Origin of the sequence: Chryseobacterium gambrini (genome assembly GCF_027920505.1) — a bacterium.
Lineage (GTDB): Bacteria > Bacteroidota > Bacteroidia > Flavobacteriales > Weeksellaceae > Chryseobacterium > Chryseobacterium gambrini.
Map to the genome: position 1 here is coordinate 2318345 of NZ_CP115857.1, position 17351 is coordinate 2335695.

Annotated in this window: 19 protein-coding genes; 3 read left to right on the forward strand and 16 right to left on the reverse strand. The window is 36.4% G+C overall.

Going from position 1 to position 17351, the window contains the following annotated elements; all coding sequences use genetic code 11:
- Window positions 1–44 precede the first annotated feature (44 nt).
- From PFY09_RS10425 to PFY09_RS10465, 9 genes are all read right to left on the reverse strand, one after another.
- Entirely contained in the window at window positions 45–1694 is a 1650-nt protein-coding gene (locus tag PFY09_RS10425; RefSeq protein ID WP_256038864.1) for a tetratricopeptide repeat protein, read from the reverse strand.
- 96 nt (window positions 1695–1790) lie between these two features.
- Window positions 1791–2663, reverse strand: coding sequence for a PstS family phosphate ABC transporter substrate-binding protein (locus PFY09_RS10430; protein ID WP_271159659.1), 873 nt, complete (start codon window positions 2661–2663; stop codon window positions 1791–1793).
- Window positions 2653–2850, reverse strand: a complete 198-nt coding sequence (locus tag PFY09_RS10435) for a C4-dicarboxylate ABC transporter (protein WP_175608782.1) — start codon at window positions 2848–2850, stop codon at window positions 2653–2655. The genes PFY09_RS10430 and PFY09_RS10435 overlap by 11 nt, the downstream gene beginning before the upstream one ends.
- Before the next feature lie 74 nt (window positions 2851–2924).
- On the reverse strand, window positions 2925–3767 hold the full coding sequence (locus PFY09_RS10440) for an energy transducer TonB (protein ID WP_076390615.1): 843 nt from the start codon (window positions 3765–3767) through the stop codon (window positions 2925–2927).
- A 24-nt stretch (window positions 3768–3791) separates the two neighbouring features.
- A complete protein-coding gene (locus PFY09_RS10445; RefSeq protein WP_076390614.1) occupies window positions 3792–4364 on the reverse strand; it encodes an ExbD/TolR family protein in 573 nt (190 codons plus the stop codon).
- 12 nt (window positions 4365–4376) lie between these two features.
- A complete protein-coding gene (locus PFY09_RS10450; protein WP_076390613.1) occupies window positions 4377–4985 on the reverse strand; it encodes an ExbD/TolR family protein in 609 nt (202 codons plus the stop codon).
- A gap of 61 nt (window positions 4986–5046) precedes the next feature.
- A complete protein-coding gene (locus PFY09_RS10455; protein ID WP_076390612.1) occupies window positions 5047–5910 on the reverse strand; it encodes a MotA/TolQ/ExbB proton channel family protein in 864 nt (287 codons plus the stop codon).
- A 240-nt stretch (window positions 5911–6150) separates the two neighbouring features.
- Window positions 6151–8964, reverse strand: coding sequence for a leucine--tRNA ligase (leuS, locus tag PFY09_RS10460; protein ID WP_271159660.1), 2814 nt, complete (start codon window positions 8962–8964; stop codon window positions 6151–6153).
- A gap of 176 nt (window positions 8965–9140) precedes the next feature.
- Complete coding sequence (locus PFY09_RS10465) at window positions 9141–9614, reverse strand: lipocalin-like domain-containing protein (RefSeq protein ID WP_076390610.1); 474 nt, start codon at window positions 9612–9614, stop codon at window positions 9141–9143.
- 198 nt (window positions 9615–9812) lie between these two features.
- Here PFY09_RS10465 and PFY09_RS10470 point away from each other — a divergent pair, with 198 nt between their 5' ends.
- From PFY09_RS10470 to PFY09_RS10480, 3 genes are read left to right on the forward strand one after another with little or no spacing between them, the layout of a single operon-like run.
- Window positions 9813–10790 carry an acyltransferase family protein gene (locus tag PFY09_RS10470; RefSeq protein WP_271159661.1) on the forward strand — a complete coding sequence of 326 codons (978 nt, stop codon included), beginning with the start codon at window positions 9813–9815 and terminating at the stop codon, window positions 10788–10790.
- A gap of 8 nt (window positions 10791–10798) precedes the next feature.
- Window positions 10799–11557 (forward strand): glycosyltransferase family 2 protein, encoded by a 759-nt coding sequence (locus tag PFY09_RS10475; protein WP_271159662.1) that lies wholly within the window; start codon window positions 10799–10801, stop codon window positions 11555–11557.
- A 9-nt stretch (window positions 11558–11566) separates the two neighbouring features.
- The gene (locus PFY09_RS10480) at window positions 11567–12193 is read left to right on the forward strand and encodes a deoxyuridine 5'-triphosphate nucleotidohydrolase (protein ID WP_108409486.1); all 627 of its coding nucleotides are present in this window, start codon (window positions 11567–11569) and stop codon (window positions 12191–12193) included.
- Here the strand turns inward: PFY09_RS10480 and PFY09_RS10485 are convergent.
- The 7 genes from PFY09_RS10485 to PFY09_RS10515 all read right to left on the reverse strand — a co-directional run bounded on the left by PFY09_RS10485 (window position 12185) and on the right by PFY09_RS10515 (window position 17277).
- The gene (locus PFY09_RS10485) at window positions 12185–13414 is read right to left on the reverse strand and encodes a 3-deoxy-D-manno-octulosonic acid transferase (protein ID WP_271159663.1); all 1230 of its coding nucleotides are present in this window, start codon (window positions 13412–13414) and stop codon (window positions 12185–12187) included. The two genes, PFY09_RS10480 and PFY09_RS10485, sit on opposite strands and share 9 nt — an antisense overlap.
- 11 nt (window positions 13415–13425) lie before the next feature.
- Window positions 13426–13800, reverse strand: a complete 375-nt coding sequence (locus PFY09_RS10490) for a hypothetical protein (RefSeq protein ID WP_271159664.1) — start codon at window positions 13798–13800, stop codon at window positions 13426–13428.
- Window positions 13800–14117 (reverse strand): cupin domain-containing protein, encoded by a 318-nt coding sequence (locus PFY09_RS10495; RefSeq protein ID WP_271159665.1) that lies wholly within the window; start codon window positions 14115–14117, stop codon window positions 13800–13802. The genes PFY09_RS10490 and PFY09_RS10495 overlap by 1 nt, the downstream gene beginning before the upstream one ends.
- Complete coding sequence (locus tag PFY09_RS10500; RefSeq protein ID WP_271159666.1) at window positions 14114–14581, reverse strand: DUF1648 domain-containing protein; 468 nt, start codon at window positions 14579–14581, stop codon at window positions 14114–14116. Before PFY09_RS10500 ends, PFY09_RS10495 begins: the two co-directional genes overlap by 4 nt.
- A gap of 17 nt (window positions 14582–14598) precedes the next feature.
- The gene (locus PFY09_RS10505; protein ID WP_076390603.1) at window positions 14599–15315 is read right to left on the reverse strand and encodes a C40 family peptidase; all 717 of its coding nucleotides are present in this window, start codon (window positions 15313–15315) and stop codon (window positions 14599–14601) included.
- Window positions 15316–15398: 83 nt separating this feature from the next.
- Window positions 15399–16046, reverse strand: a complete 648-nt coding sequence (locus PFY09_RS10510; RefSeq protein ID WP_271159667.1) for an O-methyltransferase — start codon at window positions 16044–16046, stop codon at window positions 15399–15401.
- A 397-nt stretch (window positions 16047–16443) separates the two neighbouring features.
- Entirely contained in the window at window positions 16444–17277 is an 834-nt protein-coding gene (locus PFY09_RS10515; RefSeq protein ID WP_076390601.1) for an OmpA family protein, read from the reverse strand.
- Window positions 17278–17351 lie beyond the last annotated feature (74 nt).

Here is a 17351-nt window from a genome sequence, read left to right on the forward strand (position 1 = left end):
CATTACGAATGGGAAGTTTCATTAATTATAATTTAAAGTTTAAATTATTTGTTGATTTCTGCATTCAACTTTACTGCATCCTGATAGGTTGGATCCAACTGTACAGATTTTGCCACATAGTCTTTTGCTTTCGCTACATCAGAATCCTTAGACATATACGCTACAGCAAAGTAAGCATAAGCTAAAGTCTGTTTATTAGCTTCCTGCTCTGCAGGTTTTACCGTACTGATGAATTTCTCATATGCCATTTTAGCCGCATCATTATTTCCAGCCTGCTGATAAGAATATCCTAAGCTGTAGTAACCCGGAGCCCAATCTGGTAAAAGGGCATTCATTTTCTGCCATGTAGCTATAGCACCATTCCAGTTCTTTGCATCCTGATAAGCTGTTGCAAGTTTGAATAAAGAATCTGAGTCCTGAGCATTTGCAGCTACTTTCTGCTTTAATCCTTCAATCGTAGGGTTTGTAGGTCCTGCATCAATATCTGCCTGAGAAGCTCCTCCTCCTGCGATTTTCACCAATTCCATATCCCACTTCAAGGTTTCATCTTTAGCCGCTTTTGCGATGGCAATTTTCTGCTGTGCTTCAGTAGTTAAAGCTGTTTTTTTAGCAGCATCCGTTTCAGTTTTAGCTAAACCTGCTGCAATTAACCCCTGTAAACCTTGGTCTGCAGGCTGTACTCTTGATTTATCCGCCTGAGAAACAAAGCTATCCATATTTTGTTTTGCTTCAGCATATTTTCCGTCAGCATACAATTGGTAAGCTCTCAGCTTAAATTTAATAGGATCATTAATCTTATCAAAAATCTTATCTAAAACCTGCTTGGAATTCGCATAATCTTCATTGGTAAAATAAAGCTTAGCAATTTCTAATTGAGTATATGGATCTTCATCGGCATATTTTGTATAATTGATCAAATCCTGAGTCGCTTTCGCATTTTGCTGATATCTGATATCATAAGCTGCAAGAGCTTTATACGCTGGAGCATAAGATGGATCTGTGGCAATTGCCTTATCTATACTTGTTTTAGCCTGTTGCCACTGTTGTGCAGCCATCCATAAAGTCCCGATTCTTGTATAAACCGATGCTTTATTTTTAGCTAAAGGAAGCGCTTTGTCATAAGCAGACATTGCATCTCCGGGCATTCTTTTTAGTCTGTAAGCATCCCCTAAAGTATAATAGTAATGAGCCGGAACACCTTTTTTCTCTGCTCTTTCAATCGCTTTATTCAAATACTGAATAGCCAAATCCGGAGAGTTATTTTTCTCAAATAAAGTTAAAGCTTCTGCCGCTCTGAAAAGAACTTCTGCATCTTTTTCTTTTGAATCGGTAACGATTTTCTGAATTTCCGCAATAGCCCCCTTATCTCCTTTACCCAGTTTTACAGTTGCCAAACCTAATTTATTTAAATAGCTTTTGCCATCTGCTGCAAGACCTTTGTTAAAACTATCAGTTGCTGCCGCATAATCTGGCTCTCCCTGCTTAAGATATGTATTTCCTAAATAGAAATAGTTTTCTGCAGTAGGCGCCGAAGCGATCATGTTCGTAAAATTAGTTTTTGCCTGAGCATATTTATCACTGTCTATACTGTTGATACCATCCTGTACAGTTTGTGCAACGGCAAAGTTGGTAAAAAACACTACAGCCGCTCCAAAGGCAAGCTTCTTTACATTCATATTCATTATATCTTTCATTTTATATTTTCTAATCTAAATTTCGATTTAAGTAATACACAATTTTCAGACCAAAATAATACATTTATTTTGGTTAAAGGATTAATTTAATACTTTTTAACGCATTTGAACTTCTCTTCTGTAAAGATTGTATGGTTGCAATCCTTCTTTTTGAACGATCATCTGCCCAAGCTGAGTGCACGAATACCTTATAAAACCATTGGCAATATTGAAGTTTCCTTCGTTTGTTAAAAAATACAAAACTCTTGTAAAGGGATAATTCATTTTGCGGAGGTTTTCAAAATCTGTAGTGTAAAGTTTTCCTTTGTCTTCCACAGGAAGAATTTTTACCATATTTCTTAACTGTTCAGACTCTTTATCATAAGGACGGCTGAATGTATTAAGACCGATAACCCCTATTTTATCCGGGTATTTATTGAGTTCTTCAATAATATTCTTGCTTCCCGGAATAACCGAAAACTTTAAATCTTTCGGCTGTTTTTTAAGTCTCTGAGCCACAAAATTCAGATTGCTGGAATTGGCTCCGTCGAAAATAAATTCTTTATTATCCGACTGCAATCCTTTCTGAATTTCCTCCATGGTAATACTTTCTTTTGGAGAATCTTTCGGAACAATAAAAATAACAGCATCTGCAGCGAATTTTGCAGGTAAAAACTTCAGTTCGATCTGTTCTTCGTATGTCTTAATTTCTTCCGGCATAAGATCTCTGGACATTACCACGATTCTTGTCTTATTGTTTAATAAATCAATGAATCCGAGATCTTCTTTTTTGGTAGCGACTTTGATCTTTGTTTCGGGATAATTAATCATATATCCTTCTGCTAAAGCTTCCGTAACACTTTTAAAAGATTCATCCGTAAGAATCGTCATTTCTCCTTTATGGTAAGATGGAGATTTTTCTTCTTTTTTACAACCAACTGCTATTATGCTAATGAAAAACAGCATTAGAAGCTTAACACTATTCTTCATTTCCTGAATTTTTAATTTTTGTAACCGCTCTGTAAATTCTGAAAATTCCATACAAAATAAGAAGTCCGCCTAATGCATAAGCAACTCCGGGTTCCAGAACTGTAAAGAAAAACCTGTAGTACATTACTACGATTCCCAGAACGATATAAAATAATCCCGTAACGAGGGATAACCAATTGAACATCATATAACAAAAATACCAAAAAAAATAAAAAGAGAAGCAAATGCTTCTCTTTTTTAATTATTATTTAAAGATAAATCTTATCCTTCAAAATTCATTGTTAAAGGTAATCTGAATCTATAACGTACAGATTGTCCGTTAATTTTAGCAGGAGTCCATTTATTTTTAATAGACTTGATGGTTCTGATTGCTTCAGCATTGAAGTCAGAGTTTCCACCGCTTGCTTTAACGTCCGTAATACTTCCGTCTCTTTCTACAACGAAAGTGATTTCAGTTTTTACTGTACCTTCATCTCCGTTCATCGCTGAACCATCGAAGTTACTGGATACTTTATTTCTGAAAGCATTAATACCTCCAGGGAATTCAGCAGTCTGCTCAACTTCTGTATAAACCTGAGTATCACTTACCTGAGGTTTTACTTCTGCTGTAGACGCCTTTGTACCTGTTGATGGTGGCGGTGGCGGCGGAGTGTAAGCCGGAGCTTTTACCCCTTCCTGATTTACCAGACCGGTTGTTGTTTCTAACTGCTTAGAAATTGGCGGTGGTGGTGTTTCAATTTTCGGAGCTTTTACAGGCTCAGGAACCACGTTCTGGATAATTTCAATTTTCTCTTCCTCTTTTGGTGGAGGTGGTGGAGGTGGTTCTTCTTCTTTTGGCTGCTCAATAACTTTATCTTCCTGAAGAATTTCTACCAAATCTGCTTTAACTTCTTGTTTTTCAGGTTCAGTAAGTCTCTTAATGGTAAGATAGATAAATGGAGACAAAGCCGCAATAAGGAATAATGCTGTTCCAACGATGAAAGATTTTGTCAGAAGTTTTGGGTACTGATGTCTTAAATCGTATGCACCATATTCCTTGTTTCTATTTTCAAATACAATCTCATCTAAGGTAAGATTAGGATCGTATACATTTTCGTTTGCCATAGATTTACAATTTTATGGTTTAAATTACTTAGTAGCCGGAGCTGCAGCAGCACCAGAATTACCCACTTTTCTATCGTAAATAGCTTTTTCCCAAGGTTTAAGATCAGTAACACCGTACTGCTCACTCTTAGTAATTGCCATTTCGTCCAGGATATCTACGAAGTTTTTATATACAGCATCGTCAGTTGGCTTAATAATAACTGTAAATTTAGTTTTATCAGCCGCATTTGCTTTTGCCTGCTCAATTACTTTTCGGATTCCCTCTCTATCGAAAGTAGTTTCATTAAGATTCTGATCCGTTAAAGACGTATTGTCCTGCTGATGCCAGAAGATCTTATTGTTTTTACCTAATAATAAAGATATAGAGTTCGAAAGTTTAATTTCTGTTGGAGGTGGTTTTTTTGTTTCATCCTTCGGTTTTGCCGGAAGACCCAAATCCATTACATTCGGTTTAGAGAATGTGGTTGTGAACATAAAGAAGGTAATCAATAGAAAACCCAAGTCCACCATCGGAGTCATATCGACTCTGGTACTCTGTTTCTTGGAACGTACCTTGCCGCCTTTGGCGCCCTTTTCCTGTACTTGTACTTCTGCCATTTCTAAATGATATTATTCATTAGGTTTACCTTCTTGTGATGTAATCAACCAAAATTTAAGAAAATCGATATCTCTTAAACCCTCGAATAAGCTTTTAACTTTCGGATATTCTGTTGTAACGTCTCCTTTGATTGCTAATTTGTAATCAGGATTTACGTTCAAACTTTCTTTTACCCAGTCTACTAACTGCTTATTCGTACTATCCATAGGAATCCCTGTAGGACTCTTGAAATTCTTCTGCTCGTCATCTGGCAAATCAAGATAGCTTTTAAGCTGGTTCATCGGAACCCCAATTGCTTGTACTTTCTGGAATGCAGCTTTTTCATTATTGTCAAAAGTAACGCCGTACTTTTTTCCCATATTGTCTAAAAGCTGTAGTCTCTCTGATGCATTTTCTACAGGCTGGAAATAAAATTTTCCGTCCGGAGTAGCGTTGATGGTCATCAAACTTGCATCAGGAAGTAACTTCTCTGATATTGAAGATGGCGGTTTAATCTGCTCCACATCAGGTTTTTTAAACTGAGTGGTCAAGATAAAGAATGTAAGCAGTAGGAACGCAACGTCACACATTGCCGTCATATCCGTCACTACTCCATGTCTTTTTGGTTTGACTCTCGCCATTATTATTAATGATTTTTAATTAAACTTCTTTTTACTTACTGCAAATTCCTTGCTACAATTCTTAGTTGAATTCAGCGAAAGACTGTTGGATGCTCATTGCGATCTCGTCGATCTTATAAGTTAATCCGTCGATTTTAGAAGTAAAGAAGTTATAAAGGATGATAGCGATTGCTGAAGTACCAATACCTAAAGCTGTGTTAATCAAGGCTTCAGAGATACCTGTAGAAAGTGCAGCAGCATCCGGAGTACCCCCTCCTGAACCTAATGCGAAGAACGCCTTGATCATCCCGATTACCGTACCTAAAAGTGCTACTAACGTTGCAACAGTACCTAAAGTAGAAAGGATCATCATGTTTTTCTCAAGCATTGGCATTTCAAGAGTAGTTGCTTCTTCGATTGCTTTGTTAAGCGCTACCATTTTTTGCTCTTTGTTAAGCGTTGTATCGTGAGATAAAGCTTTGTAAGTAGTAAGACCTTCTTTTACTACGTTACCAACAGAACCTTGCTGTCTGTCGCACTCTTCTAAAGCTTCATCAATTTTGTTTTGGTTTAGTAAGCTTCTTACCTGTACAACGAAGTTGTCTAAGTTTCCTTTTCCGGCAGCTTTGCTAAGAACGAAATATCTTTCAAAAGAGAAAACGATTACCGTGATCATGAAAGTAATCAAGATTGGTACAATTACCCCTCCTTTGTAGATAATACCTAAGAACGATTCTGGGTGAATGTCTTTCCCCTCCTTGTCAGCAAAAGCAACAGATGCTCCTCCTAATTCATTAGCATCTTTAAAGTTTCCTGGGTTACCTAGAACGAATAAATAAATACAAACTCCTATTGCAAAGATAATAGGAATAATTACAGCTGGGTTTAAACCTCCCGACTTTCTAGCAATTACTTGCTCATCATTTTTTGAAACATTCATTTCCATATTTAACTAAATTATATTGTTTTAAAATTTTACAAGGTGTAAATTAAAGGCAAAAATAATTAAAATGCAAGAGTCTTAAATAAACATTTGCCATTTTTTTGATAAAGAAATTTTAATACACTTTCGATATTACAATTATTTTCTCTTTTTTTGGTAATATTTTTCAATTTTAACATTTACGTTAAAAAATCAAAAAATTTAGGCCTTCATTTTTTTTAATTTGCCAATGTTAATTTTTTTTTAAATTACTATATTCACAATTCTGTGAGGCACTACAATGATTTTCGTCGGAGTCTTCCCTTCCAGAATCTGCAGCATTTTTTCGTCTTTAAGTACCACTTCCTCCACTTCTTTAGGTGAAAGCTGTGCGGAAAGTGAAATTTTAAACTTCATTCTTCCGTTTACACTTACCGGATACAAAATCTCATCTTCCACTAAGTAATCCTCGTTCAATACAGGGAATTTTTCAAATTCTATAGAATCCTGATGCCCCAATAAACTCCAAAGCTCTTCACAGATGTGAGGTGCATACGGAGAAATGATAACGGCTAAAGGTTCTAAAATATTGCGTTTGTTGCATTTTATTTTTTGCAGTTCGTTTACAGCGATCATAAATGAAGAGACAGACGTATTGAAAGAGAAGTTTTCAATATCGTAAACCACCTTCTTTATTAAGGTATGTAAAACTTTGTATTCCGCTTTGGTTGGCTCTTCATCGGAAACCGAGAACGTATCTCCGTCAAAATATAAATTCCAGAACTTTTTAAGAAAACCGTAAACTCCACTCAGACCTTGCGTGTTCCAAGGCTTTGATTGTTCCAACGGACCTAAGAACATTTCATACAATCGTAAACCGTCTGCTCCGTATTCTTCGCAAATATCGTCAGGATTTACCACATTGTATTTTGACTTGGACATTTTTTCTACTTCACGACCTGTGATGTATTTTCCGTCTTCCAAAATAAATTCCGCATCTGCGTAATCCGGTCTCCAAGCTTTGAAAGCTTCAGTATCCAGTTCATCAGAAGTTCCTTTTAATAAAGATACATCAACGTGGATTGCCTGAGTTGTATAATCTTTTGCTAAATTTTTAGAAACATATTGATTAGTTCCGTCAACTCTATAAACAAAAGCACTCATCCCCAAAATCATCCCTTGGTTAATCAACTTTTGGAACGGCTCATCCTGATTAATATATCCTCTATCTTTTAAGAACATATTCCAAAAACGAGAATATAACAAGTGACCGGTTGCGTGTTCGCTACCTCCAATATATAAATCCACCTGTCCCCAATAATCAGCCAGTTCTTTTTTAACAAAAACCTCATCATCATTAGGATCCATATATCTAAGGAAATACCAAGAACTTCCTGCCCAACCCGGCATTGTAGATAATTCTAACGGGAAAACTGTTTTTTCATCAATTAAATTGGTATCGACTACTTTTTGGTTGGCTTCATCCCACGCGAATGTTTTCGCATTTCCTAATGGTGGATCTCCGTCTTCAGTCGGCAGATATTTTTCAACTTCCGGAAGTTCCAAAGGCAAAGCGGAAGTCGGCAATGTATAAGGCATTCCATCCTTATAATAGATAGGAACCGGTTCTCCCCAATATCTTTGTCTTGAGAAAATCGCATCACGCTGTCTGTAGTTCGTTGTTCCGTGTCCGATTCCTTTTTTCTCAATAGCAGAAATAATCAATGCTTTTGCATCGTTATAATTTAATCCATTTAAGAAATCAGAATTTACACAAACTGAATCTTTAGAATCGAAAGAAGCTTCCTGAACATCTTCGTCCGTTTCCACTACTTTTTTAATTTCTAAATTAAATTTCTTTGCAAATCTGTGATCGCGCTCGTCATGTGCAGGAACTGCCATTACAGCACCAGTTCCGTAACCCATCAAAACATAATCTGAAATATAGATCGGCATTCTTTCTCCACTGAAAGGGTTTAAAGCATAACTTCCCGTGAAAGCGCCTGAAACATTTTTCACGTCCGCCATTCTGTCACGTTCCGTTTTTTTGGAAGTTTCTTCAATATAAGAATCTACCTCAGCTTTTTGCTCTGCAGTTGTGATGGTTTCCACCAAAGGATTTTCCGGAGCCAGCACCATAAAAGTCGCTCCGAAAATCGTATCCGGTCTTGTAGTAAAGACTTCAACGATCTCGTCATGTCCTTCCACATTGAATCTCACCTGCGCTCCCTGAGATTTTCCGATCCAGTATTCCTGAGAATCTTTCAAAGGTTGTGGCCAGTCCAGAGTTTTTAATCCCTGCAATAATCTTTCAGAGTACGCAGAAATCCTCATGCTCCACTGCATCATTTTCTTTTGGAAAACAGGAAAACCTCCTCTTTCGGATTTTCCGTCTTTTACCTCATCATTTGCCAGAACGGTTCCTAAAGCAGGACACCAGTTGACGGTGGTTTCCGCTCTGTAAGCCAAACGGTAATTTAATAAAATGTCTTCTTTATCAATTTCTGAAGCTTCTTTCCATTCTTCCGCCGTGAAATTTAATTCATCGTTCTGATTGGCATTTAATCCTTCCGTACCTTTTTCTTCAAAACGTTTAACCAAAGATGAAATAGGCTCCGCTTTATCAGTATCTTTATTATACCACGAATGGAACAGCTCAATAAAAATCCACTGTGTCCATTTATAATAAGAAGCATCGGAAGTTCTTACTTCTCTGCTCCAGTCGAAAGAAAAGCCAATTTTTCTTAACTGCTCTTCGTATCTTGTAATGTTTTGCTCTGTCGTAATCGCAGGATGCTGCCCTGTCTGAATCGCGTACTGTTCAGCAGGAAGCCCGAAGCTGTCGTAACCAACAGGGTGGAGAACATTAAAACCCTGATGTCTTTTGTACCTCGCGTAAATATCGGATGCGATATATCCAAGCGGATGACCTACGTGAAGTCCTGCTCCGGATGGATACGGAAACATATCGAGAACATAAAATTTAGGTTTGTCTGTGTTATCGGAAGTTTTATACGTTTGATTATCTTCCCAGTACTTCTGCCACTTTTTTTCTATCTGCTGATGATCGTAAAACACTTTTTTATAGATATTAGATGTTAAGATATTAGATGCTGGATTCTTTTAAATTCCTTTTCTAATTTTCACAAAAATAATGATTTTAAAAGAAATGGAAATTTAAATTTGACGAAATAATGCATAAAAAAATCTCATCCGCAGATGAGATTTGTATTTTATATTGATAATTCAGACTATTACTGAGGTATTCTCTTAAATGTATAGGTTTCAGAATGGAATTCGGTAGGATCTGATTTGTCTTCAAACATGATGTTTAAAGCAGTATCGCTGATGCTGATGATTCTTCCCTGATCCGGCTGTACAATTCCCTGATATTTTATCTGAATAGCTTTGCTGTCTTTATCATAAGTATAAGTAAATGTTCTGTCGAAAGTAGGTGTACAGGTTCCCGGCGTTGCGCTGTCTCCCATATCTTTTCTTGTTCCTGCATTTCCGGAAGCGAACGTCCATCTTGAAGTCTGCTGACAAGTGGTATCAAAAGAAATACCGTCCGAAACAGGAACTTCTCCTATTGCAACTACGGTTACTACTTTTTTCACGGGCTGCCAAACTCCCACTAACGGAGCTTCCTGTACCACTTCGTCGTCGTTATTACATCCTGTTGCTACAAATAATGATAAACCTGCAAATAATAATGCTAATTTCTTCATATATCAATTTTTTCAAGCGCTAAAATTATGATTTATTTATATTATTATACAATTTTTTTAAAAAAATATTGTTAAAATTTATTATTTTCTGTGTATCGGCATTTCAAAAGCGTTGTTTTTCCTTTATTCAGCAAACATTCATTACCGGAAATATGATCTTTCTGCGAAAAAAACTATTTTTGTAACAAACAAATGCAAATGCAAGACCTTACGAAAAATAATTTTGATTTTATCCGTGTTCTCCTCGCTTTCATCGTTTTTTTAGGGCATCTTGGAGCTTTAAGCGTTTCTCCGGAGCTGAAATTTCTGGAACACAGCCCTATCGAAATTGCCGTTTTCGGATTTTTTGTGGTGAGCGGATTTCTCATCGCCAGAAGCTATGAGCGTTCTTCCAGCCTTAAAAGCTATATTAGCAAAAGAATCAGGAGAATTGTTCCCGCTTATTTATTGGTTGTTTTTCTCTGTGCCATTTTACTCAGTCTTGTAAGCACTTATTCATTCAGGGAATATTTTAGTAATACGCAGGTCTACAAATATCTTTTCTGGAATTCCATTTTTTTAAATTTCAAAGCACCGTGGCTTCCCGGAGTTTTCGGAAATCAGGCAGTCAACGGAGCGCTTTGGACACTAAAGATAGAAATGTGCTATTATTTTGCTGTTCCGCTGATGTTTCTACTGTTCGGAAAAAACAACAAGTATAGGAACATCAGTTTAATGATCCTGTATTTTCTGTCGCTTGTTTATCTTAATTATTTTGAACATCAGGGAAAAATTTCAATGGCGAAACAGCTTCCGGGAACGCTGTCTTATTTCATACCGGGAATGCTGATTTATTTTAATTTTGATCAGTTCATTAAATATAAAAACACCCTTTTTATCATTGCCATAGCCACAGTGTGGATCGATTTATTTACAAAGATTCAGCTTTTTTCTCCGATGATGATCGGGATTATCGTCCTGTACATTGCATATTCCTTTAAGTTTTTAAATAATTTCGGAAAATATGGAGATTTTACCTACGGAATTTATATCTTCCACTTCCCGATCATCAGAACTTTTACCACACTGGGATTATTTAAAGATTACAATCCTTACGTGATGGCTTTTGCATGCATGATGGTGGTTATTGCCGTTGGGGTAAGCTCATGGCATTTTTATGAGAAAAAATTTTTATAAAACACAAGATGAAAGAATTAGTTTCGATAATCACCCCCTCCTACAATTCGGCGGAATTTATAGAGGAAACCATACAGTCTGTACTCAGCCAGACGTATGAAAACTGGGAATGGCTGATCTCGGATGATCGTTCTAAAGACGACACGGTTGATCTGATCCGAAAGTACAATGATCCCAGAATAAAATTACACGTTCTTGAAAAAAACGGCGGCGCAGGAAATGCCCGAAATAAAAGTCTCGAAAGAGCGGAAGGTCGTTATATTGCCTTTCTGGATTCCGACGATTTCTGGTATCCGGAATATCTTGAAGAGATGATCCGGTTTATGGATAAAAACAATGCAGAATTGGTGTACTGTAATTATTCCAGATGTGATGAACATACGATGGAGCCGGTTCTAAAAGATTTTGAAGCCGATACAATCGTCACCTTTTCCAACCTGCTTAAAACCTGCAGACTGGCTCCGGTTTCTACGATGTACGATACCAAAAGAGTGGGAAAATTCTTCTTCCCCGTGAAAAGCAAGCGCGAAGATCATGTGATGTGGCTGAATCTTCTGAAAAAAATCCCGAAAGGCTATCCGCTGAATAAAACACTTGCTAAATACAGGATGCGCGAAAACAGTGTTTCCAGAAAGAAAAAAAACATCATCAGAGATCAATATCTGGTGTATAAAGATTTCATGGGATTTTCTACGGTTAAATCTTTATACTATACCGCAAACTGGGCATTCAACGGATTTTTGAAATATTCGAAAATTTTTAATTAATTTTATTGAATGGAATATTCAAAAGAGTTCAAAACTGCTCTGAGCAATTTTTCTTCTGTAGAAAAAGACCGCCTGATTTTCAGATTATTAAAAAAAGATAAACTTTTATCTAAAAAACTATACTTCGAACTTATTGATCCTGAAACCACAGACAATAAAAGAGATGCGATGGAGGAAATTGTTTCCGAAAAAGTTTTACTGGCATCAAAATACATCAGCAATCAGAAATATTTCCTTGGAATTATCCGCAAAATAAGCAGTGAAATTACCGAACACGTAAAAGTAACGACCGATAAATTCGGAGAAGTTTCTCTTAATTTATTGTTGATTAATAAGATTTTAGAATATAACGAAGATCTGAGCCGACAAAGATTCGATAATGTTTATAAACTGTATCTCTACATCATTAATAAAGTGGTGAAAGCTTTGCTTTTAACCAAAAAACTGGATGTCGATTACTGGATGGAAATTGATGAGCATCTGGATAATTTAAAAGATAAAATCCTTGAGAATACATATTTATCCAAACTTTTCATTAACAACGGGATCGATTTTAACTGGCTGACCTGCGATAAGATTCCGGAAAATTTTGATCAAATCATCAAAGACATTAAAAATCAGGGATTTTTACGATAAGATTTTCTGTAAGATCAGTTCCGTAGAATTGGGTTTTTCAGAGACAAATTTTTCAGCATTTTCAGACATTGCCTGAAGGGAATCTTCATTATTAATTAAAAACAGAACAAAATCTGCAGCAAGACCTGCATTTTCAAAAGATCTTCCTCCATCCGCCGAAATAAGACCGTCTGCTTCAGGATTTTTTCTGTACTGATTTCCGAAAATTACCGGAACACCAAAGGTTGCCGCTTCCAGAATATTGTGAAGCCCCGCATCATGAAAACCTCCTCCTACCACCGCAACATCGGCGTAAGAATACAATTTTGAAAGCAAACCGATGCTGTCGATAATTAAAATATTTGAGTTAAAATCATCAACAGAATTTTTAATTTCACTGTATAAAATTGCTTCCGGAAAAAGCTGTTTCAAATGAGAAACCCTCTTCAGCTCATGCGGAGCAATAATCAGTTTTGCGTACGGACTTCCCTGCGAAACTTCCAGCGCAATTTTTTCTTCCGCCTGCCAAGAACTTCCGAAAACCACCGTTTTATCTTCGCCAATAAAATCTTTAATCCAATCTACGCAGTTGTCTCGATATCTCAACTGTTTTACACGGTCAAATCTCGTATCTCCCGTTACCGAAGATTTCGTTAATCCAATGCTTTTAGCCAGAGCAAAGGACATTTGGGTCTGATGAAAAAACCAGTCGATATTTTTCTGAAGCTGCTGTACAAACCATTTTCCATACGATGTAAAAAACGACTGACGATCATAGAACAAAGCTGAAATCACATACGTTTTTGCGCCTTTATTTTTAAGCTCATCAAGAAGATGATACCAGTAATCATACTTCACCGTAAAAAATAGTTGAACATCAAACTGGTCTGTAAATTCTTTTACAGCAGATTTTTTATCAAAAGGAAGATAACAGATCACATCGGCAATATTTTTCTTTTTCACCACGTTTTCATAACCGGATGGAGAAAAGAAGGTGACTAAAATTTTATGATCCGTAAATCTTTCTTTCAACTGTTCCAAAACAGGCAGTCCCTGTTCATATTCTCCAAGACTTGAAGCGTGCATCCAGATCACTTTATCAGATTTTTTAAAGCCGGATTTCACCTTTTCCAGAGATTCTTTTCTGCCTTCAACGCCTTTTTTAGTTTTATCATTGAATAACGCAAAAACCTTCATCCCGAAGATGAGCAGATGGATAAATATGTTGTATAGAGTTTTCAATTCTTTTAAATTTATAAAATCTTGGTCTTTATTATTTCTATTACTTTAGCATAATAGTCTTTAACAAAAAAATTAACTTCTACAGAAATGCTATTATTCCAAATACATATAACTTCACATAGAGGATCTAACTGAACAGCAAACTCTATGTTGTCTAATTTATAATATGCTATTAAGTCTTCAGGTTGATTTATCGGCTGGTAAAATTGGAAGTTATTCAGATTTAAAGATAATTCGGATTTAAAAAACTCAAAAATTTCACAGCCAAAACCAGAACACCTGAGTTTAGCTTCCATATAACTTTCAGCTTTTAAATTCCAACTATTTAAAATATTCGCAGTCATAATATCTTTTAATTTCCATTTAAAGCACAATTCTATCATCATCAGTCGAAGGACTGGAAATGACTAAAAAATTCCAGATCTTCGTCAGATTCATTAGCAATATAATGTTTAGATTTTGGGAGAATGATAATGCTTTCGCCGTTTTTTACAGACCACCTTTCGCCATCAATAAAAAAGACAGCTTTCCCTTTTAAAATATAAAAAAACTGTTCTGCGAGATGATGAAAATGCAGTTTTTCTGAAGTTCCGGAAGGCATAACTTCCTGCTTGACGGATAATTGGGCATCATTTTTCAGAATCCAGCTATCGCAGTTGTCTCCCCAAATATAATGTTCGGAATTACTTTTAGACTGTATCATTTAAATTGAGAGCTAATCATTAGAACCGTTATCACACTTCCCAGAACAGAAAGAATTGCTGTTGTTATTTTAATTTTCGGCTTTGCGTTCTCATCAAAAGAATATCTGAACATATAGTCCTGACTGTTCAGAAAAATCATCATGATTAAAACATACAGCCACCGGATGAAAATTTTCATGATGAGAAACTGGGCATATTCATTTTCCGGAGTAATTTTCACCGGAAAATTTGAAGATCCCGGATCGCGAACCGTATAGGCGAACAAAATGTAAAAAACCAAAGCAAAAACAGGTAACAGAAAAGCAAATTTCTTACTCCCGAAATTATCTGCCTTCCCGTCTAAATCAAAATGAATGGGAATGATATGAGGCAGCGATTTATAATGTTTCACCGTAAACCACCACAGAAAAACCAGTAATCCAAAATTAAAAATATCAAAAACAGTAAAGAGAATATTTTCCATTTCAGACAGATTTTAAGTTAAAGCAAACTTTTAATTACTCTTAGCTTATGGGTATGTTTATTCATTTCTTTGTTAAAAATTCCTGTAGAATCCAGCGTGTCGATTCGCACTTTTCCGGAAGCGTGAATAATTCTCTGGTTATCCAGCATGATTCCGACGTGGATGATTTTTCCTTCCGGATTTTCAAAAAACGCCAGATCTCCCGGCTGACTTTCTTCAACAAAGCTTAATGATTCTCCCACCTCAACCTGCTGTGAAGCGTCTCTCGGTAATTTTATGTCGTGAATTTTGTAAACCAACTGTGTAAAACCTGAGCAGTCTACCGCAAAAAAGCTTTTACCGCCCCATAAATACGGCACATTCAGGAATTCTTTTGCCGTTAAAGCAATACTTTCTCGCACGTCGTGACTTCTTCTCGACGCAACCGCAGGAAATTCAACTTCCGAACCCATGGAAAGAAGTGTTTTTCCGTCATTCATCAAGACAGAAGAAAAGTCTTCGGTTACAACGGTTACTTTCCGTTTAGCCAGATATTCGTCTGTTACAGGTTTAAGCTGTTTCGTATCCATCCATCCTTCATAGCCGTCATAATGCATTTTTATTCTGGTCCAGTTCTTATTCACTTCCAGAATATCTGCACTTTCCCCAAACAATATTTCCGTAACAATTTCTGCTCTGTCCGAACCTTCTGCACGAACAGGAGCTACTGTAACAACACAAATTCCTTTATCCATTTATTTTTCTAATTAAAAGGTTAAGACTTCGGTTCAGGTTGAGAAAATACGCTGTAAATCTTAACCTTAAACTCAACCTCAAATTACTTTCTGCGTAAAAAATTCAGCCCGTCACGCAAAGGTAAAATAAGATTTTCAAAATCATCATCTTTTGCGATCAAATCATTCAGTTCCTTAATGACCTGCGTAGATTTCTGTTTCGGATTTTCTTCCAGAACTTTTCCGTACCAGAGAACATTATCAAACATTACTACCGAACCGGATTTTGTTCTTGGCTTTATTAATCTGAAATATTCTGCATAATTTTCTTTGTCGGCATCAATGAAAACCAGATCAAAAACCTCATCGGTTTCTCTTAGAAATTCCTTCGCATCCTGAAGCCTGAAATGAATCTGAGAAGCGTATTCGCTTTCCGCGAAATACTTTTTAGGAAGGTACGCCAAATCTTCATTCACATCCAAAGTGGTAATTTTTCCGTCTTTTGCCATTCCTGTTGCCAGACAAAGTGTTGCATAGCCTGTAAAAGTCCCTATTTCCAGAATATTTTTCGGCTGCATCATCTGCGAAATGATGGTTAACAATCTTCCCTGCTGATAACCGGAGATCATGTGTGGCTGTGTGGTCTTCTGATACGTTTCTCTTCTCAGTTTTCTCAGAATTTCAGGCTCCAATGAAGCGTGTGTTTCAAGATACCTGTCCATTTCCGGAAGTTTTTCTTCAAAAAAGCTCATGCTGCAAATTTTATTTCGGTCAAATTTACTTAAATATAACAAAAAAGCGGGAACAATCCTAAAGATTCCGGAAAGATGGGAAAATCCCCCAGTTTAATTACCGTAAAAATACGGATGGTCTCGTCTGCGAATAAGCCTAACTTTGCATTGAAGGGTAAAAACACACGACATAATGCTTGCGGGAAAAAAACAAATTAACCAGAGAAATCAGAAGACTACAGTGCGTAAAAGCACTGTGGATTCTTTTTCTAAAAAAACTAAACCGGAACTATCCAATTCATTTTTTCAAAAAATTATTTCTTTGCTGAAAAAAGAAGAACTAATTTGATTAATCACAAACAACAAATCCCGAATTGCTTCGGGATTTGTTTTGTATTGACTGAATGTTGATTGTAAATTATTTCTTTGGCGCGATATCCATCAGTTTCATAAACTCATCCAGTTTAGGCATGATGATGATCTCTGTCCTCCTGTTTTCCGCTCTTCCTGAAACACTCATATTGGTTGCTTTAGGATTATATTCTGAACGTCCTCCTGCTGTAATTCTTGCAGGATCTACTCCAAACTGAGTCTGAAGAACTTTAGCAACCGCTGTTCCTCTTAAAGCAGAAAGATCCCAGTTGTCTTTTGGTAAATTCGGAGAGCTTAAAGGAGCGTTATCTGTATTTCCTTCGATAAGGACAGAATATTTATCGTAATCGTTAATTACTTTAGCTACTTTTCCTAACACTTCCTGAGCGGCAGGTAATACGTTGTAATCTCCTGTTTTGTACAACATTTTATCTGAAAGAGAGATCATTACCACTCCTTTCAGCACTTTTACCTGAACATCGCTGTCTGCTACGTTATCCAACGATCTTTTCAGTTTGTTTGATAATGCTAAATTCAAGCTGTCGTTTTTCGCATTGCTTGATATAAGCTGTTTGATATAAGAGTTTGAAGAATTGATTTCTCCAACCAGCTTGTCGATATTGGCAGAGCTTTTCCCTGAATTCGAAAGACACGCATCCAATGAAGATTTCAAAGCATCATGCTGACTTTTCAATAAATTATTTTCACTTGTTAAAGCTGAATTCTGAGACTTCAGTTCCTGAATTTCTCTCTGTCTTTCACCTACGTTTTCAATACATTGCTTGTAATTTGAGCTCAATGCATCATACTGCTTTTTGCTGATACAAGATGTCATTCCCAACACCATTGCAGATACTGCTAAAATTTTAAAAATTTTCATAAATAATCATTTTTAGACGAACCAAAGGTAACGAAATTCATTTTAATTATATGAATTATCTTTGCATAAAAGAA